At 61.4% G+C, this 19,628-nt stretch carries 21 protein-coding genes and 2 pseudogenes; 10 read left to right on the top strand and 13 right to left on the bottom strand.

Annotated features, from left to right (window positions below; genetic code table 11):
* The 8 genes and pseudogenes from AC1DIJ_RS21445 to AC1DIJ_RS21410 form a co-directional block, all read right to left on the bottom strand.
* Window positions 1–1,149 (bottom strand): annotated as a pseudogene (locus AC1DIJ_RS21445) (methyl-accepting chemotaxis protein); the annotation flags it as partial.
* Window positions 1,150–1,281: 132 nt separating this feature from the next.
* Window positions 1,282–1,833 (bottom strand): annotated as a pseudogene (locus tag AC1DIJ_RS21440) (MCP four helix bundle domain-containing protein); the annotation flags it as partial.
* A gap of 82 nt (window positions 1,834–1,915) precedes the next feature.
* Window positions 1,916–2,044 carry a hypothetical protein gene (locus AC1DIJ_RS21435; protein ID WP_310297247.1) on the bottom strand — a complete coding sequence of 43 codons (129 nt, stop codon included), beginning with the start codon at window positions 2,042–2,044 and terminating at the stop codon, window positions 1,916–1,918.
* 53 nt (window positions 2,045–2,097) lie between these two features.
* Complete coding sequence (locus tag AC1DIJ_RS21430; RefSeq protein ID WP_112385489.1) at window positions 2,098–3,804, bottom strand: methyl-accepting chemotaxis protein; 1,707 nt, start codon at window positions 3,802–3,804, stop codon at window positions 2,098–2,100.
* A gap of 32 nt (window positions 3,805–3,836) precedes the next feature.
* Complete coding sequence (locus tag AC1DIJ_RS21425) at window positions 3,837–4,340, bottom strand: chemotaxis protein CheW (RefSeq protein ID WP_112385490.1); 504 nt, start codon at window positions 4,338–4,340, stop codon at window positions 3,837–3,839.
* Window positions 4,337–6,391 carry a chemotaxis protein CheA gene (locus tag AC1DIJ_RS21420; protein WP_112385491.1) on the bottom strand — a complete coding sequence of 685 codons (2,055 nt, stop codon included), beginning with the start codon at window positions 6,389–6,391 and terminating at the stop codon, window positions 4,337–4,339. The genes AC1DIJ_RS21425 and AC1DIJ_RS21420 overlap by 4 nt, the downstream gene beginning before the upstream one ends.
* Entirely contained in the window at window positions 6,388–6,756 is a 369-nt protein-coding gene (locus tag AC1DIJ_RS21415) for a response regulator (RefSeq protein WP_112385492.1), read from the bottom strand. Before AC1DIJ_RS21415 ends, AC1DIJ_RS21420 begins: the two co-directional genes overlap by 4 nt.
* On the bottom strand, window positions 6,753–7,082 hold the full coding sequence (locus AC1DIJ_RS21410; RefSeq protein ID WP_442210093.1) for an STAS domain-containing protein: 330 nt from the start codon (window positions 7,080–7,082) through the stop codon (window positions 6,753–6,755). The genes AC1DIJ_RS21415 and AC1DIJ_RS21410 overlap by 4 nt, the downstream gene beginning before the upstream one ends.
* 342 nt (window positions 7,083–7,424) lie before the next feature.
* Between AC1DIJ_RS21410 and AC1DIJ_RS21405 the strand changes: the two genes are divergently transcribed.
* Window positions 7,425–9,161, top strand: a complete 1,737-nt coding sequence (locus AC1DIJ_RS21405) for a methyl-accepting chemotaxis protein (protein ID WP_112385494.1) — start codon at window positions 7,425–7,427, stop codon at window positions 9,159–9,161.
* A 3-nt stretch (window positions 9,162–9,164) separates the two neighbouring features.
* Here AC1DIJ_RS21405 and AC1DIJ_RS21400 read toward each other — a convergent pair whose 3' ends face one another.
* Together AC1DIJ_RS21400 and AC1DIJ_RS21395 are read right to left on the bottom strand one after the other, a co-directional pair.
* On the bottom strand, window positions 9,165–10,244 hold the full coding sequence (locus tag AC1DIJ_RS21400; RefSeq protein WP_112385495.1) for a tetratricopeptide repeat protein: 1,080 nt from the start codon (window positions 10,242–10,244) through the stop codon (window positions 9,165–9,167).
* Between the two features lie 10 nt (window positions 10,245–10,254).
* Entirely contained in the window at window positions 10,255–10,911 is a 657-nt protein-coding gene (locus AC1DIJ_RS21395) for a thiamine phosphate synthase (RefSeq protein WP_112385496.1), read from the bottom strand.
* 107 nt (window positions 10,912–11,018) lie between these two features.
* Between AC1DIJ_RS21395 and AC1DIJ_RS21390 the strand changes: the two genes are divergently transcribed.
* Complete coding sequence (locus tag AC1DIJ_RS21390) at window positions 11,019–11,783, top strand: sulfite exporter TauE/SafE family protein (RefSeq protein WP_112385497.1); 765 nt, start codon at window positions 11,019–11,021, stop codon at window positions 11,781–11,783.
* Here AC1DIJ_RS21390 and AC1DIJ_RS21385 read toward each other — a convergent pair.
* Window positions 11,780–12,172, bottom strand: coding sequence for a GFA family protein (locus AC1DIJ_RS21385; RefSeq protein WP_112385498.1), 393 nt, complete (start codon window positions 12,170–12,172; stop codon window positions 11,780–11,782). The genes AC1DIJ_RS21390 and AC1DIJ_RS21385 overlap by 4 nt on opposite strands.
* A 123-nt stretch (window positions 12,173–12,295) precedes the next feature.
* On the opposite strand from AC1DIJ_RS21385, the gene AC1DIJ_RS21380 reads away from it, so the two are divergent.
* A complete protein-coding gene (locus tag AC1DIJ_RS21380) occupies window positions 12,296–12,556 on the top strand; it encodes an ArsR/SmtB family transcription factor (protein WP_112385499.1) in 261 nt (86 codons plus the stop codon).
* A gap of 159 nt (window positions 12,557–12,715) precedes the next feature.
* Here the strand turns inward: AC1DIJ_RS21380 and AC1DIJ_RS21375 are convergent, their stop codons facing one another.
* Entirely contained in the window at window positions 12,716–12,889 is a 174-nt protein-coding gene (locus AC1DIJ_RS21375) for a YdcH family protein (protein WP_112385500.1), read from the bottom strand.
* A gap of 228 nt (window positions 12,890–13,117) precedes the next feature.
* On the opposite strand from AC1DIJ_RS21375, the gene AC1DIJ_RS21370 reads away from it, so the two are divergent.
* From AC1DIJ_RS21370 to ggt, 7 genes are all read left to right on the top strand, one after another.
* Window positions 13,118–13,321 carry a YdcH family protein gene (locus AC1DIJ_RS21370; protein ID WP_112385501.1) on the top strand — a complete coding sequence of 68 codons (204 nt, stop codon included), beginning with the start codon at window positions 13,118–13,120 and terminating at the stop codon, window positions 13,319–13,321.
* Window positions 13,322–13,340: 19 nt separating this feature from the next.
* The gene (purE, locus tag AC1DIJ_RS21365; RefSeq protein ID WP_112385502.1) at window positions 13,341–13,835 is read left to right on the top strand and encodes a 5-(carboxyamino)imidazole ribonucleotide mutase; all 495 of its coding nucleotides are present in this window, start codon (window positions 13,341–13,343) and stop codon (window positions 13,833–13,835) included.
* The gene (locus AC1DIJ_RS21360) at window positions 13,832–14,896 is read left to right on the top strand and encodes a 5-(carboxyamino)imidazole ribonucleotide synthase (protein ID WP_477831543.1); all 1,065 of its coding nucleotides are present in this window, start codon (window positions 13,832–13,834) and stop codon (window positions 14,894–14,896) included. Before purE ends, AC1DIJ_RS21360 begins: the two co-directional genes overlap by 4 nt.
* A gap of 154 nt (window positions 14,897–15,050) precedes the next feature.
* A complete protein-coding gene (ykgO, locus tag AC1DIJ_RS21355) occupies window positions 15,051–15,176 on the top strand; it encodes a type B 50S ribosomal protein L36 (RefSeq protein WP_003566454.1) in 126 nt (41 codons plus the stop codon).
* A gap of 111 nt (window positions 15,177–15,287) precedes the next feature.
* Complete coding sequence (locus tag AC1DIJ_RS21350) at window positions 15,288–15,902, top strand: tetratricopeptide repeat protein (protein ID WP_112385504.1); 615 nt, start codon at window positions 15,288–15,290, stop codon at window positions 15,900–15,902.
* Between the two features lie 65 nt (window positions 15,903–15,967).
* Window positions 15,968–16,981, top strand: a complete 1,014-nt coding sequence (locus AC1DIJ_RS21345; RefSeq protein WP_112385505.1) for an alpha/beta fold hydrolase — start codon at window positions 15,968–15,970, stop codon at window positions 16,979–16,981.
* 66 nt (window positions 16,982–17,047) lie between these two features.
* Complete coding sequence (ggt, locus tag AC1DIJ_RS21340; protein WP_112385506.1) at window positions 17,048–18,790, top strand: gamma-glutamyltransferase; 1,743 nt, start codon at window positions 17,048–17,050, stop codon at window positions 18,788–18,790.
* Here ggt and AC1DIJ_RS21335 read toward each other — a convergent pair whose 3' ends face one another.
* Window positions 18,791–19,498 (bottom strand): hypothetical protein, encoded by a 708-nt coding sequence (locus AC1DIJ_RS21335; RefSeq protein ID WP_112385507.1) that lies wholly within the window; start codon window positions 19,496–19,498, stop codon window positions 18,791–18,793.
* Window positions 19,499–19,628: the final 130 nt, after the last annotated feature.

The following is a 19,628-nucleotide window of genomic DNA, read 5'->3' as shown; positions in this document are numbered from 1 at the left end:
TTATGCGCTTTCCTTGAATTCGGCATCGCCCTCGTCGGGACCGCCCATTGACATATCAAGGGCAAAGCCCTTTGCGCGTGCCTGCTGGCTGGCAATGCTGTTGRCAGCCGGAGCCTTGGACGGCTTGCGAACCGCCGGAGCCGGGATACGGCTGACCGACATGCGAGCCGCCGGCACCTTCTGCTGACGTCCGGTCGCCATATCGACGCGGAAGAAGGCGATCGAGGCCTGCAGTTCTTCAGCCTGCGTCGCAAGCTCTTCGGAGGTTGCAGACATCTGCTCGGATGCACCGGCATTCTGCTGGGTCACCTTGTCGAGCTGCTGGATCGCTTCGTTGATCTGAGAGGCGCCGACATCCTGCTCGCGGCAGGCAGCACTGATTTCGGAAACCAGTTCTGCGGTCTTGCGGATATCCGGAACCAGACGTCCCAGCATGTCGCCGGCCTCGGCGGCGGCCTTGACCGTGTCACCGGACATGGCGCTGATTTCAGCGGCAGCCGACTGGCTGCGTTCGGCAAGCTTGCGGACTTCGGAGGCAACGACCGCAAAGCCCTTGCCGTGTTCGCCTGCACGGGCCGCTTCGACAGCGGCGTTCAGGGCGAGAAGGTCGGTCTGGCGGGCGATTTCCTGAACGATGCCGATCTTCTGGGCGATGGTGCGCATCGCTTCGACAGCGCGGGTCACCGCTTCGCCGCTGATTTCGGCATCCTTTGCCGACTGGCGGGCGATCTTCTCGGTCTGCGCGGCATTGTCAGCGTTCTGCTTGATGTTGGCCGCCATTTCCTCCATGGCCGCGGAGGCTTCTTCAGCCGAGGCAGCCTGTTCGGTAGCACCCTGCGAGACCTGCTCCGAGCTGGAGGACAGTTCCTGGCTTCCGGCCGAGACATTCTCGGCGGCCGCGATCGCATCGGCGACAACACCACGCAGACGCTCGACCATCCGCTCCAGCGCAATGCCGAGCGTATCTTTGTCCGACAACGCCTTCGGCATGACGGTCAGGTCGCCATTGGCGATCTGGTCGGCGATACCAGCCGTGTTGCGGAGATTGGCGGTCATGGTGTTCAGCGCGTCCACCAGGTCCTTGACCTCGTCATTGGAATTGACGGTGGCCGTGGCGGCAACATCGCCGAGTGCAACCGCGCTTGCCAGCTCGGTAGCGGCGGCGAGGTTGCGCTTGATGGCGTTGGTGACGAAGATGACGACGCCGATCGCAGCCAGCGTGATCAGCAGACCGCTGATGACGGTGAGCTGGATCAGCGAATGGAACAGCGCGATGCCCTGCTCTCTGAGTTCCTTCGCAGCTTCCAGCTGGTATTCAGTGAGCTTGCCGATCCCGTCAGTGGTCGGATCGATTGCCGGGTAGAGGTCATTCTTCACGAAGCCATCGAGCTTGGCGGCATCGTGGGACTTCAGGATATCCTGCAGTTCCTCGACCTTGGTGTCGGACTTGGCCATGTCGCTCTTCACCTTTTCGGCGATCAGGCTTTCCTGCGGCGTCAGCTCGGTCGAGAGATAGGCCGACCATTGGTCGGAGATCGTACGCTTTGCGCCTTCGATGCTGGTCGCGGCCTGCTGCCAGTCGAGCTTGTCAGCATGCAGCTTGTGCGTCGTATCGACGATGCTAACGGCATAGGCGTCAGAGACAAGCTTCAGCTGCTGCAATGGGACGACGCGATCGTCATAGATCGACTTCATCGATTCAGTCATGGCATTCATGCCGTAATAGGCGCCACCGCCAATGACGCTGGCAATGGCAATGCTGGACGAGATCTGGATCGCAAGAATCTTGGTGCCGATGGAACTGAAGAGTCCTTTTTTGCGGCTGGCAGTCATAGGGCATTCCTCACTAGAGATTGTCTGATTATTCCGCCGCGGCAACGCGGCGTTTGGATCGCGCCGCGGTAAGCGGCACGCATCACGAGACCATTCGCTTGTTCCAGATCATCGTCGCTTGAGCCGGCAGCCAATCAGGACGCACCCGGGCTTCGGCGACCGGCAGGCAGACATCGCCGGTCGAAACCGGCGCATCCATCACGCCGGGCATTTCCCTGCCGCGGGCCCATCAGGCCCGCGGCAATCTCATCGAAGCTTCAGCGTTCAGGCGCTTTCGCGGAAGTCGTCATCATGCGCGTCCGGACCGCCCATCGACATGTCGAGCGCAAAGCCCTTGGCGCGAGCCTGCTGGCTCGAGACCGACTGACCGTGAGCGAAGTGATCGTTGGTGGGCTTGCGGGCAGCAGCCGGGGCCTTGACGAACTTGGCGGTGGTCTTGACCGGAGCAGCCTTCTTGACACCAGCGCGGGTGGCGCCGGCCGTATCGACCTTGAAGAAGGCGATCGAGGCCTGCAGCTCTTCTGCCTGGGCAGCGAGTTCTTCAGACGTTGCCGACATTTCTTCCGATGCCCCCGCGTTCTGCTGGGTCACCTTGTCGAGCTGCTGGATCGCTTCGTTGATCTGCGAGGCACCGATATCCTGCTCGCGGCAGGCAGCGCTGATCTCGGAGACCAGTTCGGCGGTCTTGCGGATATCCGGCACCAGGCGGCCGAGCATTTCGCCGGCATCGGCAGCAGCCTTCACCGTATCGCCCGACATCGAGCTGATTTCGGCGGCAGCAGACTGGCTGCGTTCGGCAAGCTTGCGGACTTCCGAGGCGACGACCGCAAAGCCCTTGCCATGTTCGCCTGCACGGGCTGCTTCGACAGCGGCGTTCAGGGCGAGCAGGTCGGTCTGGCGGGCGATTTCCTGAACGATACCGATCTTCTGGGCGATCGTGCGCATCGCCTCGACGGCGCGGGTGACGGCTTCGCCAGATGCTTCGGCGTCCTTGGCCGACTGACGGGCGATCTTTTCCGTCTGGGCGGCGTTGTCTGCGTTCTGCTTGATGTTGGCAGCCATCTGCTCCATCGAGGCAGATGCTTCCTCGGCGGACGCAGCCTGCTCCGTTGCGCCCTGCGAAACCTGCTCGGAAGAAGCCGACAGTTCCTGGCTACCCGACGAAACGTTGTCGGCAGCCGACAGCGCATCGGCGACGACGCCGCGCAGACGCTCGATCATCACGTTGACGTTGCCGAGCAGCTCGCCGATTTCGTCGCGGTTGGTGATCTCAGCCGTCTTGGTGAGGTCGCCTTCGGCAACTTCGCGAACGACGGTGTTGGCGCGGGTTAGACCCTTGCTGATGGTGTTGGCGATCCAGAACGCGGTGACGGCAGCGAGCAGCAGAGCGACGCCGGCGATAGAGATCATGACCGTACGGGTCGATGAAAACTGCAGGTCGGCGCTATCGTCGGCATCCTTCATGCGCTGCTTTTCGAGCACCAGAATATCGTCGAGCGCCGCATCGATCTTGTTGGCAGCATCGCGCGCGGTGGAGACCGAAATGGTGTTAGCAGCATCCATGTTCCCGGCCTTCATCAGGTCACGAATCTGATCGTCGGCCTGGTTGAACGCCTTGGAGAATTCGGCAATCTGCGCCCAGCGCGGCTTGCCTTCTTCACTGGCGATCGCAACAACGCTGCTGAATGCGTCAGAGAAGTCCTTGCGGGCCTGATTGCCCTTCTGAATCGAAGAGGCGATATCGTCTGGCGTGCGGGAAGTCAGCAGGTTCTTCTGCTGACGGATCGCTTCCAGCTGCGCGATATTGATCTGCTGCGCGAGATCGAGGCGTGCCGCCGGACCGGCAAGCAGATTGCCGAGCGTGTCGTTCAGTGCGCCCAGGCTCATGACGCCGTAACCGGCGGTACCCACGAGCATTAATATGATGAAGGTGAACGCAGTCACCAGTTTTGCTTTAATTGTCAGTCGCATCGTCCAGCCCCCTAGCTGATATCAACGGCGTTTCAGTGTGAGTTGCCGGCGCTGTCGTGCCGGGAGGAAAAGATTGCCTGCAGGTTGGGGATGATGATGAATTCCCCTCCCCGTTTGACGAGGCAGTTGATGTAGTCGGCGCGCCAGCGCATGCCGACACTCGGCGGTGGTTCGCTCGCCGTCTTTGCGAGCGTGGTGACTTCATTCACCTTGTCGGTCCTGAGGCCGACGAGCGTCTGCTCGCCGTGCAGGTCGATTTCAATAACGATGATGCGGCTGTCGATCGTCGCTTCGGTCGCTTCCATTCCGAAGGCGAGGCGCAGATCGGCAAGCGGGATGACCTTGCCGCGAAAGTTGATGACGCTGGCCACGAAGGACTGAGCGCCGGGAACGGCGGTCTCAGGCAGAAGGTCGAGGATTTCCTGGACCATCACAGCTTCGAGCGCGAAGGTTTCGCCATTCATGTCGAATGTCAGAACCTCGACTTCGTCGGCATAGGACCAGAACTGGTCCACTCTCTCGGCTACCGCACTCATCCTGCCACCCTCATCTGAGATTCCTGTTGCTGACCGGCGGCCACGAGATGGCCGACGTCGAGAATGAGGGCGACGCTGCCGTCGCCGAGAATGGTTGCGCCCGAGAAGGTCGCAACGTCGTCATGCAGCTTCGACATCGACTTAATGACCGTCTGGTGGTCGCCGATAATCTGATCGACAACGAGGCCGACACGCTCAGTGCCGGTCGAGATGACCACCACCTTCTGGTGAACGTCAGGCTTGGTGCCGGTGCGGAACAGATCGCGGAGCCGGAGGAACGGGACCAGGCTGTCGCGCAGCGAGATGAAGCTCCGCCCGCGCGAACGCAGGTCTTCTTCTAGCGAAAGCTCAAGGCATTCCTCGACCGCCGACAGCGGAATGACGTAGCGGCCGGAGCCGACACGAACGAGCAGCCCGTCGATGATCGCCAGCGTCAGCGGAATGCGAAGCGACACATCCGAGCCTTCGCCCGGCTTGCTTTCGATATCGATAGCGCCGCGCAGCGCCTCGACCGTCTTCTTGACCACATCCATGCCGACGCCGCGGCCGGAAAGATTGGTGATCGCCGCGGCCGTCGAGAAGCCCGGCGCGAAGATCAGCTGCAGCAGTTCGGAATCCGACAGCGACTGGCCCGGCGCAATCAGGCCTGACGACTCCGCCTTGGCACGGACCCGTTCCCGGTTAATGCCGCGGCCGTCGTCCTTGATGGAGATGATCACCTCGCCGCCGGACTGGCGGGCAGACAGCGTCACCGTGCCGGTTTCGCTCTTGCCGGCAGCAAGACGGTCGGCAGGCGTTTCCAGACCGTGATCGATGGAGTTGCGGACCAGATGCACCAGCGGATCGGCAAGGCGCTCGATGACGGTCTTGTCGACCTCGGTGCTCTCGCCTTCGGTGACCAGCTCGATCACCTTGCCAGTTTCGCGGGCCAGATCGTGGACGAGGCGGCGGAAGCGCGAGAACAGCGTTGCGACCGGCACCATGCGCAGCACCATCATCGTGTCGCGCAATTCGCCCGACAGCCGCTCGATTTCTTCCGAGACGGAGCGAAGGGCGATATCGGCACTGGAGCTGGCAAGCTGGCTGAGACGCGACTGGGCAATGACGAGCTCGCCGACGCGGTCCATCAGCTCGTCGAGGCGCTCGGCCGGAACTCGGACATTTTCCTGCGCCTTGGCCTGCCGGCCATCTGCAACAGCGGGTGCCTCGCGCTTGGCCGGCACTGCCTCGACCGGCTTGAAGGCCGGAACAGCAGCAGCAGCCGGCGTCGCGGGTGCGGGAATGGCTGCAGGTGCAGGTTCGACGGCCTTCACGGGCTCGGCAGCAGGTGCCGGGGCGTCAACGATATCGACGACTTCGAGCTCCATGTCATCCATTACGAAGATGAAGACATCGTCGATCGCCGAACGATCCTGTTCGCTCTTCAGCACCACTTCCCACGAGACGTAGAGCTCGTTCGGGACCAGTTCGTTCAGCGGCGGGATGGCTGCGGTATTGGCGCGGACGGTGCACTCGCCGAGTTCGCGCAGCTCGTCGAGCAGGCCGAGCGGATTGGTGCCGTTGGCCATCGCATTCGACGGCAGGCTGAAACGGATGCGCCAATGGTTGAGCTTCTTCTGCTGCGCTGGTGCGGCGGCGGCCGGAGCAGCGACGGCAGGCGCCGCCTCTTTCGCAGCAGAACCGCCGACAGCTGCCTGCAGCAGGGCAAGCAGCTTCTGTCCGGTATCGCCGTGATCGGCATCTGGCTGATCGACGAGAGCGCGCATGTGGTCCTGCGCTGCCAGAACCGCGGCCACCAGTTCAGCGGTCGCCGGCACTTCGCCCTTGCGGACCCGGTCGAAAGCCGTCTCGCAGTGATGCGTGAAGGCGGCAAGCGCCTCGAAGCCGAACATCGCGCCCGAACCCTTGAGCGTGTGCAGGCCGCGGAAGACGGCATCGACGAGACCCTTGTCGTCGAGCTGATGGGTGAGATCGAGAAGGCCCGCCTCGATTGCCTCCAGGCATTCGGCGGCTTCCATGCGGAAGACTGCGACCGGATCGAGCGTGCTCATCTGCCTAAGACCTTCTTGACGATCTTCACCAGGTTCTCAGGATCGAACGGCTTGGTCAGCCAGCCGGTCGCACCGGCGGCCTTGGCGCGCGCCTTCAGATCGGCGTCGGACTCGGTCGTCAGGAAGATGATCGGAACGCCAGCCTGGCTCGGCAGCTTCCGCAGCTCCTCGATCATCGTCAGGCCATCCATAACAGGCATGTTCAGATCGGTGACGATCAGATCGAACTGGGCGGTCTGCGCGGTGGCAAGACCCTCCGCACCGTTGACCGCCTCGGTCACGGCGTAGCCTGCATTGGTCAGCGTGACCTTGGTCGTCAGCCGGATGCTGGCGGAATCGTCGACTGTCAGGATGTTGGCGCTCATGCTGTAACCTCTTTATGCAACCAGAACTTCGCGTCCTCGGCGGTGAAGGCTTCGACGAAGCCGGCCCGTTCGAGAACCTTGAGAAGACGTTCGCCAACAGGCGAGGAGAGTGTCAGGGATTTGCCCAGCGCCTTTGCTTGCCGCCGTGCCGATTCAACCAGCTGCACGAAGCTCAGGTCGGCTTCGGCACCAGCCGGAATCTCAAATACAATCCGCTCATTACTATCGAGCGCCGAAATAATATTCGCACGCAGATCGGATACGTTTCTGATGCTCAGAACATCAGGAAATAATACAGAATCACGGAGTTGATTATCCATGTTCAAGTCAGCCCTCGCGGCATGAGAAATACTTGTATTCCTTTAAAGGACTCTCACGACAGGCTTAACGGGGAGTAAATTCTGGTTGTAACCGATCTGCAATTGGAGCGAGTCGGGACTCCCGAATTTTTACCTAAGATAAGTTGTAGTATGGCTTTCCCGCTCTTTAAAAAACAAAATGAAAACAGTCTGTTATTTTAATATTAGGGCTAAAGCGGACAAAGGGCGCTGGAATCTTTACGCAGCATTAATCACAACGTACGCGAGTCGGAACTGTTTACCCCTCATTTCCATCCTGCCCGTAAAGATAGCACCAGATTTCCAAAAGTTATAAGTAAAGGGAACAGGGTGAAACACGGGGCGGTATCGGCACAGCCGACAATCTTGACGGCGGGCACGGATGTAAGCCGGACGCTGGAAACGGCGCGCAGCCAGGTCGAAGAGCGCTTCCTCGAAGGCGGCACGGTGCTGCTTTCGGTGATGGATGTTCTCAACCGTTTGCTGAATTCCCTCGATAACATCACCAAGGCGCTCGACAACAATGAGTCGAGCAATGCCGATGCCGATTTGCGCGCGACCGTCGAGAGCCTGACGGCCCTGCCGGTCACCGAACAGGCCCGCCAGAACGCCCTGACGGTCCTTGCACAGACCGGCAGCGATCTGCACAAGCACATTGCCGAAATGCAGGAGACCATGCGCTACCTGCGGACTTTTGCGGTGACCGTGAAGATCACCGGTGCCGGCCTTCCCGAATTCGCCGGCTTCGCCCAGGAAATCCTTGAACGCATCTATTCCGGTACCGAGGAAGTCAACCGCTTCGCCGGCCATCTCGACAGCCTGCAGAAGGAAGTCAAAGTGGCGCTGAGCTTTGGCGTCAATCTGTCGAAGAGCTATTCTGAAACCGTTCCTGCCGTGGCTTCGGCGCTCCGCCAGGATGCGCAGAAGATTGCCGGCCACCGCCAAAATCTTGGCGCCATCGCCCGAGACGTCGGCGCCATCGCACGCGGCGTCCAGTCCAAGGTCGCCTCGACGCTGTCGGCACTGCAGATCGGCGACATCACCCGTCAGCGCATCGAGCATGTGCAGAGCAGCTTTGCCCTGCTCGACGAGTTTCTGGATGGCGACGGCAAATCGCTCGACGCCGACCAGCGCGAGCGTTTGCGTAACGTCATCAACCACCTGACCGCCGCACAGATGGCGGATATGTGCACCGACTTCCACCGCGACTCGCAGAATGTCGTGCAGACCATCAAGAGCTTCAGCCACGACACGCACGAGATCATGAAGCTCCGCGATCAGATGGGCGGCGGCGGCGAAAACAACTTCATGCGCGCCCTGGAATCGAGCGTCTCGGCAGCCCACGAGATCGTCAAGCAGGTCGATGCGGCCACCCGGCAGGCGGACCAGGTCAGCCAATCGACCCTGGGCACTGCTGCCAAACTGTTGGAATCGATCGGCAACATCCGTTCGGTCAAGACCGATATCAATTACATGGCTCTGAACACCAACCTGCGCTGCAGCCGCCTCGGCGAAGAGGGCAAGTCGATCAACGTCGTCACCGCCGAGCTGCGCATCTTTGCAAGCAAGCTCGACGATTCCGCCGACTCCATCGTCAACGGCCTTCCGGCACTGGAAGCGGCCGCCGGCAACATGGCGCCCTCAACCGGCAATTCCGGCGGCCTCGCCGAGAACCTGACGGCCGCCGTCGGCAGCATCCGCTCTGCCGCCAACATGATGGAAGAAGAACTGAAGGTGCTGGCCGAGCACGGCCGCGAGGTCGCAAGCAAGATCACCCTGATGATCGGCAAGCTCGATTTCGAACACGATCTCGGCGAAACGCTGGCTCGCTGCGCCACTGTTCTGGAAGATGCCGCCGGTCAGGAAATCGCCTCCATCGACGACATCGCCGAGGCTGTCGCGCCGCTCGATCGCAAGATCTTCAAGCTCTACACCATGGTCCAGGAGCGGCACGTCCACCGCCACATCATCCCGCAGATGGAAGACGAAGCCGCGCCCGCGCCGGTGGCAGCAGCGCCCGCAAGCGCGGGTGGTGACGAGGATCTCTTCGCCGATGCGCTGTTCTAGGAACTACGGCAGCCGGCGGAACTTGTTCGCCCGGTCGATCCCCGCCTTCTGCTGATCGTCCTCGATCCCCAGAAAGAAATCCTCAAGCTCCGGGTCGGGCAGTCCGGCCCGGCGCGATAGGACATACCACTTGGCAGCCTCGATCGGATCAGGTTTGGTGCCGAGCGCATAGATGTAGAGATGCGCCAGCTTGTTCTGCGCCACGACATTGCCGCGGTTGGCGGCAAGCTGCATCCATTCGAAGCCGCGCACGAAATCGCGCGGGCCGTTCTGGCCATTCACGAGCCAGACAGCCAGATCGACCTGGGCGGTATCGAAACCGGCACGCGCCGCGCGCGCCATCCATTCACGTGTCCGCCGGCGCTTTTCTTCCGGCAGGTCGGGCAAGGTCGAATAGAGTTCGGCAACGGCATATTGCGCGTCGGCGATCCCCTGCTCGGCTGACTTTTCATAGTAAGGCAGCGCCAGCTTCAGCCCCTCCTGTCCGGGATGATCGGATGTCAGGATCTGCGCCCAGTTGAATTGCGCCGAAGAATTGCCGGAATCGGCCGCCTTCTTCATGTAGTCGTCGGCTTTCGCCTTGTCGCGCTGCACGATCTCGCCGGCCATCAGCATCAGCGCATATTTGAACATCGCCGCCGCATCGCCGCCCTCGGCCGCCTTGCTGTACCAGAAGGCCGAACTCTTCAGATCGCGGCGCACGCCAAGCCCGGCATATTGCATCTCGGCAACCAGCGTCTGTGCCGAGGGATCGCCAAGCTGCGCCCGCGGCAGCGCAAGCTGCATCGCCGTCAGGTAGTAGCCGCGCTGATAGGCGCCGTAGGCGTCATCGACGGGTCCGTGGTAATTCTTCTCGGGCGGCAGATCGGGCAGCTTCGCACCCATGCGATCCAGCACACCGAGCCCGGACGAGGGCTGCGCACCCTCTGCCGGGCGGCCCTTCTTCAGCGGCTCGGCATCGCCGCCGGCTGGCCGTGTCACCACATTGTCGATCGTCTGCGCGGCAGCAACGTGGGGCAGCGCCACGGCGAGCGTGGCGGCAGCAAGGAAGAATCGGCGCATCTGAACGGCAAGGATCGGCATAAGCGCGACTTCAATCCTCAAACCGTGGCGCTTTTTCGTCAAGAAGTGCGTTGACCTGAGCAACGATTGCAGGCGCCTGTGCCGGATCGCCAAAGACCGCCAGACGGAGGGCGACAAATTCGGCGCCGGATTCGGCAACGACAAGCGCCGAGGCCGGATCCGTTCCGCCCATCACCATGCACGGGATCTCGATCATCGAGGCCCACCATTCGCCGAGCGCAACGTTCTTCGGATGCGCCTCCGGCTTGATGTCGCCGTCGAGCTTGCCGAAGAAGATGTAGTCCGGGCGGGCCTCGCCGATCTCCAGCGCCGTATGCCTATCGGTCGCGTTGCCGCCGCCGACGATCAGCTTGTCGGCATATTTGTCGATCGCCTCGGCCAGGGCTGCAGCCGGCTCAGCCATATGCAGCCCGTCAGCCCTCGCCCGTCCGACGATACGGCTGTCGCCCGATATCAGCGCTGCAGCGCCGGCATCCTGGATAACCGGGACAAGCTTTTCGGCATGTTTCTGAAAGGCGCCGTCATCGAGACCGTATTGCGGAACGATCACCGAGGCGACATCGCCGCCCTTCAGCGCGTCGCCGACGATCTTCGTCCTCTCATCGGCATCGGCGATGTCGGGGGCGATCAGAACTAGGCGGCAGCGGTTTTCCGGGTCGGTGGTCATGACGTCTTTCCATTTTCCGCGGATTCCGCCAGCAGGCGGCAACTCCGCACTCGTTTTGTGTGAGTAATTCCGATAGACGGGGCTGGCAAGGGGAGGACTTGAAAAGCATGCTGCCGGAACTGTCATTCTTTTACGCGGCGGTGCCCGCGGTATTGCTCGTCGGGCTGGCGAAGGGAGGCATGGGAGATGCCCTCTCACTGATCGGCGTCCCCTTTCTGGCGCTCGTCGTCTCCCCGGTCGAAGCCGCCGCCATCCTGCTGCCGATCCTCGTTTTCATGGACATCATCTCGCTGATCATCTGGCGCCAGCATGGCGACTGGACGACGCTGAAGATCATGCTGCCCGGCGCCCTCTTCGGGATCGCGCTCGGCTGGGCAACATCGGCGCTCATTCCCGGCAATGTGCTGCGCATCATCATCGGCACGGTTACGGTGCTTTTCTGCCTGCGCTACTTCTGGAACAATTTCGGTCCCGGTGCAGGCAAGGTCATTCCGCCCCGCGGTCAGCGGCCGTTTCTTGCCAGTGCCTGGGCCACGCTATCCGGATATGGCAGCTTCGTTGCTCATGCCGGCGGTGCGCCCTTCCAGATCTACGCCTTGCCGCTGAAATTGCCGCCGCGCGAATTCACCGGCACCAGCGTTCGTTTCTTCGCAATCCTCAACGCCGTGAAGCTGATCCCCTATTTCGCTCTTGGCCAGCTCGACACCAAGAACCTCGTCACCTCGATGACGCTGCTGCCCTTCGCGCCACTGGCGACGATCGCCGGCGCCTGGTGTGTGCGCCGCATGAAGCCGGAGATCTTCTATCCGTTCATGTACGCGATGGCGCTGATCGCTGCCTTCCTGATCATCCGTGAGGGTCTCGGCTATTAATCTTCCGAGCGACTTGGATTGTCGCGGTCGCGCTCGTAGCTGCGAACCCAGGTGAATTTCGGCAGCCATGCCTCGCGGCGGATCGTCCAGAGCTCGTAGGTCGGCTTGAACTGGCCGGGCACATCGAACGAGCCGAGGTTCAGCTCGATCTCATCGCTGCTGCGGCCGAAGACCGGAGAGCCGCAGCGCGGACAGAAGAACCGTCCGGCATAGCTCCCCGTCTCGCCTTGAACCTCGACCGCATCGGCAGGATAGATCGCCGAGGCATGAAACAAGGTGCCGTGATGCTTGCGGCAATCGAGACAATGGCAGATGCCGACCCGGTATGGGGCTCCCGTTGCAACAAAGCGGACGCTGCCGCAAAGGCAGCCGCCGGTAATGCGGTCCATCCTGATCCTCCTCAAAATGAAGCTGAGCAGATATCTAGGGCGGCAGACGGCAAAGCTGCAATCGCGCTTGCTGCACCGCACAATTCCCTTGCCGGAATGCGCCCTTTGCCGTAGCGTTCCGGCATGTCGAGCGCTGACCCTTTCGCCGCGATATCAGATCCTAACCGGCGGTTCCTGCTGGAAGAGCTGAGGCGCGCGCCGAAGACGGTCAACGAACTCGCCGAAGGCCTGCCGATCAGCCGCCCCGCGGTCTCGCAGCACCTCAAGGCGCTCTTGGACTCCAACCTCGTTTCCGTGACATCCGAAGGCACACGCCGCATCTACGCGGTCAACAACCGCGGCTTCGACAAGCTCAATCTCTGGCTGGATCAGTTCTGGGCCTAGCGCCCGCCTTACATAAAAAATGCGCCAGTCCAACTCCGCACTGAATGGACTGGCGCATGATGTCTTGGGATCGGCTCTGTCTTGCTAAACCTTTTGAAAGATTATGTTTATGTCCTTATGGACCGCAATTGACCGAGCAATGATCTCTCAATTATTCGATTAGTGAACGGAAGATTTCAGACGTTGGATCTCGTCTTTGATACGCAGTTTCCTGCGCTTGCACTCCGCAATGTCTGCGTCTCTTTTGGAGGGAGCTGTCATCAGCGAATGTAACTCTTCCTCCAGAGCTACATGCTTCTTCTGTAGTGACTCAAGATGAGCTTGAACAGTCATTAGACCCTTCCTTCCTCTTGCCTTCCCCAGCCATCCATCGCTGGAGTTCTAGGCGTCAACCTTTCGACTGTGACATATTTTTGAAGGCTTGTCGAAGGCGAAAACATGGTGTGTCGATGGCAAATTCATGATCAACACTAACTTCCCGTTACCGCTATTTGGTGATAGGAGCTTGCGGAAATCATCGGCAGACCGGACAACGTCCGAAGACGATAATGGGGAATGTAAATGGCCGATCAGGAACAGGCGGAAGTCAGGCTCATCGCGGCTCGCCTGCGTCAGGAACACGAAGACTATGATGCCGCGATCAATGCCATGATTGCCACTGGCTGCGATGCTCTGCGCGTTCAGCGCATGAAGAAGAAGAAGCTTGTGATCAAGGACAAGCTGTCGAAGCTCGAGGACCAGATCATTCCGGATATCATCGCCTGAAGAGGACGTGCCGTTGACGATGACAGACAGACCACCCGTTGCCATCATCATGGGTAGCCAATCCGACTGGGAAACCATGAAGAACGCTGCCGACACGCTCGAGGCGCTCGAGATTCCCTACGAGGCGCGCATCATCTCCGCCCACCGCACGCCCGACCGGATGGTCAGCTTCGCCAAGGGCGCTCGCGACGAAGGTTTCAAGATCATCATCGCCGGCGCTGGCGGTGCGGCCCATCTTCCGGGCATGACGGCCGCCTTCACCCCGCTTCCGGTCTTCGGTGTACCGGTGCAATCCAAGACGATGTCCGGCCAGGACAGCCTGCTGTCGATCGTGCAGATGCCGGGCGGCATCCCTGTCGGCACGTTGGCGATCGGCAAAGCCGGCGCGATCAACGCCGCCCTGCTGGCCGCTGCCGTTCTTGCCCTTTCCGACGACGATATTGCCGATCGCCTCGATGAATGGCGCGCACGCCAGAGCGATGCGATTGCCGAATACCCCATGGACGATAGATGAGCGCAAAGACAATCGGCATCATCGGCGGCGRCCAGCTCGGCCGCATGCTGGCCATGGCTGCTGCCCGCCTGAATTTCCGCACGGTCATTCTGGAGCCGCAGGCCGATTCCCCGGCAGCCCAGGTCGCCAACCACCAGATCACCGCCGCCTATGACGATCCGCCAGCCCTTGCCGAGCTCGCCAGCCTCTGCGACGTCGTCACCTACGAATTCGAGAATGTGCCCGTCGCCGCCGCCGAGACGCTGGCCGCAAGCGTCCCGGTCTATCCGCCGCCGAAGGCATTGGAAGCCGCCCAGGACCGTCTGGTCGAAAAGCGCTTCATCAATGACTGCGGCATCCCAACGGCCAAGTTTCACGCGATCGACAGTCAGGCCGACCTTGAGGCGGCGCTGAAGGACTTCGGTGGCCAGGGGGTCCTGAAGACCCGGCGCCTCGGCTATGACGGCAAGGGCCAGAAAGTGTTCCGTTCGGCCGCAGACAGCGCCGAAGGCGCCTTTGCGGCGCTCGGTGGTGTGCCGCTGATTCTGGAAAGCTTCGTCGCCTTTGAGCGCGAAGTGTCGATCATCGCCGCCCGCGCGACTGATGGCACGGTCGTCGCCTTCGATCCGGCAGAGAATATCCACAGAAACGGCATTCTCCACACCTCGACGATCCCGGCCTCGATTTCCGACGCCACGGCAAAGGCTGCCCGCCAGGCCGCGGATGCAATCCTGACCTCGCTCGGCTATGTCGGCGTCATCGGTATTGAGTTCTTTGTGCTCGCCGACGGCAGCCTGATCGCCAACGAGATGGCGCCGCGCGTCCATAATTCCGGCCATTGGACGGAAGCCGCCTGCGTGGTTTCCCAGTTCGAGCAGCATATCCGGGCCGTCGGCGGGTTGCCGCTCGGCGATGCCGGCAGGCATTCGGATTGCGTGATGCAGAACCTCATCGGCGATGATATATTGACCGTTCCGGACTGGCTGAGGCGCAAGGACGCGCTCGTCCATCTCTACGGCAAGACCGAGTCCCGCCCTGGCCGCAAGATGGGCCATGTGACGGTGCTGACGGCGAAAACCTAGGATTTTGCCGGATAAAAGGCCTTCATGTGGTTGACACAGGAATGCCATCGGGTTATCTGCCTGCCCAACCTAAAGGCGCGCCACGAGCGCGCTTTTGAATGTTTGAAGATACGGGCGAATGTGAAATTCCCCCCAGAGATCGCGGATCAGAAAAATGAAGATCAAGAATTCGCTCAAGTCGCTCAAGGCTCGTCACCGTGACAACCGTCTGGTTCGCCGCAAGGGCCGCATCTACATCATCAACAAGCTGAACCCGCGCTTCAAGGCTCGTCAGGGCTGATTGCGCGTTCCGGAGGCGATTGACGGCGTAGCCGCTTGATCGCTCATTTCCGGTGGGTCGCTTTGGTGATCACGTCAAATTTTCTTTGATCTTGTGTGATGGCGGGCTACATTGTCCGCCATGCGCTTTTTTGCTTTACTCTTGGCGGCCGCGCCGCTCGCCACCGGTTTTCTCGCTCCTGCCTTCCCCGCCGAAAGCGCCGAGAAGGACGTCATCGTCGAGCAGCCGGATACCAACGCCTCGCCGAAGCAGAGGCTCGACAATCTCTACGCCCAGCTGAAACGCGAACGTGACCCCGAAAAGGCCAACGGCATCGCGCAGGAAATCCGCACGGAATGGAACGATTCCGGCAGCGCCACCGTCAATCTTCTGATGCAGTGGGCCGACAAGGCGATCGAGGACAAGCGCAGCGCCGCCGCCCTCGACTTTCTCGACCAGGCGATTGCCCTGAAGCCGACCTATGCCGAGAGCTGGAACCGCCGCGCCACCCTCAACTACGCCTCAGGCAATTATCGCAAGTCGATGTCGGACATCGAGCATGTGCTGGATCTCGATCCCCGTCACTTCGGCGCGCTATCAGGCATGGCCGCGATCCTGAATGACACCGGCAACGAACAGCTGACGCTGAAGGCATGGGAACGCTTCCTGGAGGTCTTCCCGGCCAACCGCACGGCGCAGGAGCAGGTGAACACGCTGTCCGAAAAACTGGCCGGCAGCCGCACCTGATCTTGACGGCGGCCGAGCGAGCCCAATTTTAGGAAGCAGTCACAGAGTTCACCGCCGGTCCGTCCATGCTTGCCGAAGTTTCCGCCCTTCTTGCCCCTCTCGCCGCCGCGATCGGCTACAGCTCCTTCAAAGCCCGGCAGTTCGAGCAGGCTTTCCCCAATGTCGGCGAGCTGACCGATATCGGCGGCTATCGCATGAACGCCCTGCATATCCCGCGTCCAGACACGGCCGACCTGCCGGCGATCGTCTTCATTCATGGCGCCAGCGGCAATCTGCTGGATCAGGCTGGCGCCTTTCTGCGGCCTTTGCAGGGCCGCGCCGAAATGCTCTTCGTCGACCGCCCCGGACACGGCTACTCCGAGCGCGGTGGCCCCGAAAATGCGGTGCCGTCCGGCCAGGCAGAAGCCATTGCCCGGCTGATGGAAAGGCGCGGCATCGAAAAGGCGATCATCGTCGGCCATTCCTTCGGCGGCGCCATCGCGGCCGCCTTCGGCGTCCATCATCCGGAGAAGACGGCGGGGCTGCTCTTCCTTGCGCCGGCGACTCACCCGTGGCCGGGCGGCGTGGACTGGTACTATCACGCTGCAACAGCCCCGCTTCTTGGCTGGCTCTTCAATCACGCGCTCGTCGTGCCGATGGGATTGCGGCGGCTGGAACAGGGCACGATGAACGTCTTCCGGCCGAACGTCCGGCCGGCCGACTATATCGCCAGCACCGGCCCGTCACTGGTCCTGCGGCCCGGCACCTTCCACAACAACGCCACGGATTTCACCCGCCTGCTCGGCTATCTCAAGGCCGAGTCCCATCGCTATCGGGAGATCACCGCGCCGACCGTCATCATGACCGGTGACAGCGACGACATCGTCTGGGAACACCTGCACTCCCAAGGCCTTGCCCGCGATATCGCCGGCTCGGAACTGGTGACCATACGGGGCGTCGGGCACAAGCCGGATTATCTGGCGACGGATGTGGCCATCGCCGCGCTGGAAAAGATTGCAGGCATGCCGCGCGATCTGCAGGCAGCCGCCCGTATCGCCGAAGAGCGGCTGGCCGGCGATATCGCTGCGACCACCAACTGAAAGCCTTGCACCCGGCGCAGGCCGAACCATATCACACCCCATAGTTTATTCTTTGGAGGGGATATCATGGATCGGCTGCAAGCCCGGACCGTCTCGCTTTTCACTGCTTTCGCTTTGGCGCTCGGCCCGGTCACCGTGCATGCCGCCTCGCCTGCCCCGGTGGAGGGCGAGCATGGCATGGTCGTCACGGCGCAGCATCTGGCAACCGATGTCGGCGTCGAGGTTCTGAAGAGCGGCGGCAACGCCGTGGATGCAGCTGTGGCCGTGGGTTATGCGCTCGCCGTCGTCTATCCCACCGCCGGCAATATCGGCGGCGGCGGCTTCATGACGATCCGGACCAAGGACGGAAAAAGTACTTTCCTGGACTTCCGCGAACGCGCACCGCTAGCCGCCACCAAGACCATGTATCTCGATGCCAAGGGCGATATCGTTCCCCGCGCCAGCCTCGACGGCTATCTCGCGGTCGGCGTGCCGGGATCAGTGATGGGCTTCGAGACCGCGCGCGAAAAATACGGCACCAAACCCCGTGCCGACCTGCTCGCTCCGGCGATCGCTTTCGCCAAGGACGGCTTCACCTTCGAGCAGGGAGATGCAGCCTCGCTCGCCGGCAGCGCAAAGCGCCTCGCCAAAGACGAGGCGGCTGCCAAGATTTTCCTGAAGCCCGATGGCAAACCTTACGCCGAAGGCGAGAAGCTTGTGCAGCCGGAACTCGGCGCCGTACTTCAGGCGATATCCGAGAAAGGCCCCGACGCCTTTTACAAGGGCACCCCGGCAGACGCGATCGTCAAAGCCAGCCAGTCAAAGGGCGGCATCCTCTCCAAAGAAGATTTCGAGCAATATTCGGTTCGCGAGTTAAAGCCGATCGAATGCAATTACCACGGCTACGACATCATCTCCTCGCCCCCGCCCTCCTCCGGCGGCGTCATCATCTGCGAGATCCTCAACGTTCTCGAAGACTACCCGCTCTCCTATCTCGGCTACGGCTCGGCCGAGACCGTGCATGCGATGGTCGAGGCGATGCGCTACGCCTATGTCGATCGCAACGCCGCACTCGGCGATCCTGACTTCATCGACAATCCGGTCTCCAAGCTGCTCGACAAGGCCTATGCCACCGAGATCCGGGAGAAGATCGATCCCTACAAGGCCGGAAAATCGGCCGATCTGAAACCGCTCGGCGGCAAGGAAAGCACCGAGACGACCCACTATTCGATCATCGACGACGAAGGCAATGCCGTTGCGGTGACCTACACCCTGAACGGCTCCTTCGGCGCCGGTGTGGTGGCGCCGGGCACCGGCATCCTCTTGAACAACGAGATGGACGACTTCACCTCCAAGCCCGGTGCGGCGAACCTCTACGGCCTCGTCCAGGGCGAAGCCAACGCCATCGCCCCGAAGAAGACGCCGCTCTCCTCGATGAGCCCGACGATCATTACCAAGGACGGCAAGCCCTTCATGGTGATCGGCAGCCCGGGCGGCTCGCGCATCATCACCATCACACTCGAAGCGATCCTCAATGTCATCGATTTCGGCATGGACATCAGCCAGGCAGTGAATGCCCCGCGCATCCATCACCAATGGCAGCCGGACAAGGTCTATCTTGAGCCCTATGCACTGTCGCCTGACACCGAAAAGGCGCTCGCCGCCATGGGCTACAGCTTCGACGGCGGCAACGATGCACCTCTCTGGGGCCAGGCCGCAGGCATTCTCGTTGGCGGCAAGAGCCTTACCGATATCGCGAAGGGCGGCGGCTCACGCTACTATGGCGCCATGGACAGCCGTGCCGCGGAAGGTTCGGCCAAGGGCTACTGATCAGCGGATCCGGGCGCGGACATAATCGCCCCGGATCGCCACCTGCGGCTTTGCCCCCGGCACACTCGGCGTCAGTGTATCGACCAGCGACGCCTTGGCCGTCACCGTGTAGTCGACCGGTACATGCTCCCCGAAGCCAATATAGGCATCGAGCGACTGCGCCTCGATACCTATCATTTCGTCCCGGGTGATCGAGGCATAGGTAAGGTTCGCCCGTACCGCGGTTCCCGCGATGTCGACCTCAGATGCGTGACCGTTGAGTGTAATATCCGCAGCCTTGCCCGATGTCCGAAACGCGGAAAAGTTTCCATCAAGCCTTGCCATGAAGGTCTGCTGGTTGATGCTGACAGCGGCACCCGCAGGCACGTTGGCGGAGACTTCAGGCGTGCAATCGGCAATGTCGCTCCACGCCGAGACGCCGACATCGATCGTCATTGCCGTGCCGTCGATCCGCACCCGGCTTTCATCCTTGCAGGCATTGAAGAACCAGCTCGAATACCAGGATGAGAACCAGCCGCTTCGGCGGCCGGATGTCACGGCTTCATAAGGCTTCCCGGCATCGGTGGTGATCCTGATCGAGCTGGAATCGCCCTGGATGACGATGGAGCGGACCCCGGTGATGTCGAAGATTTCTCCAGGCGTGTTCGAGCCACCGAAGGCGGAAACGAGGCTCATGAAGAAAAGAGGTATGGAAAGGATAATGGTCATCGGTTTGCTCCCTGTTTGACACCGGTCGATCCGGCGCAAGCAAAGGTGAGGTCCGACACGCTTTCTTGAGACCTTGATCGTGTTCCGGGTCGCCCGCAATTGCGATCAAGGCCAATCTCGTGCTCATATT

The sequence above is a fragment of the Rhizobium sp. 10N427 genome (assembly GCF_056394605.1).
The sequence above is the reverse complement of the archived record's forward strand: the minus strand, read 5'-3'. Positions and strand labels throughout refer to the sequence as shown.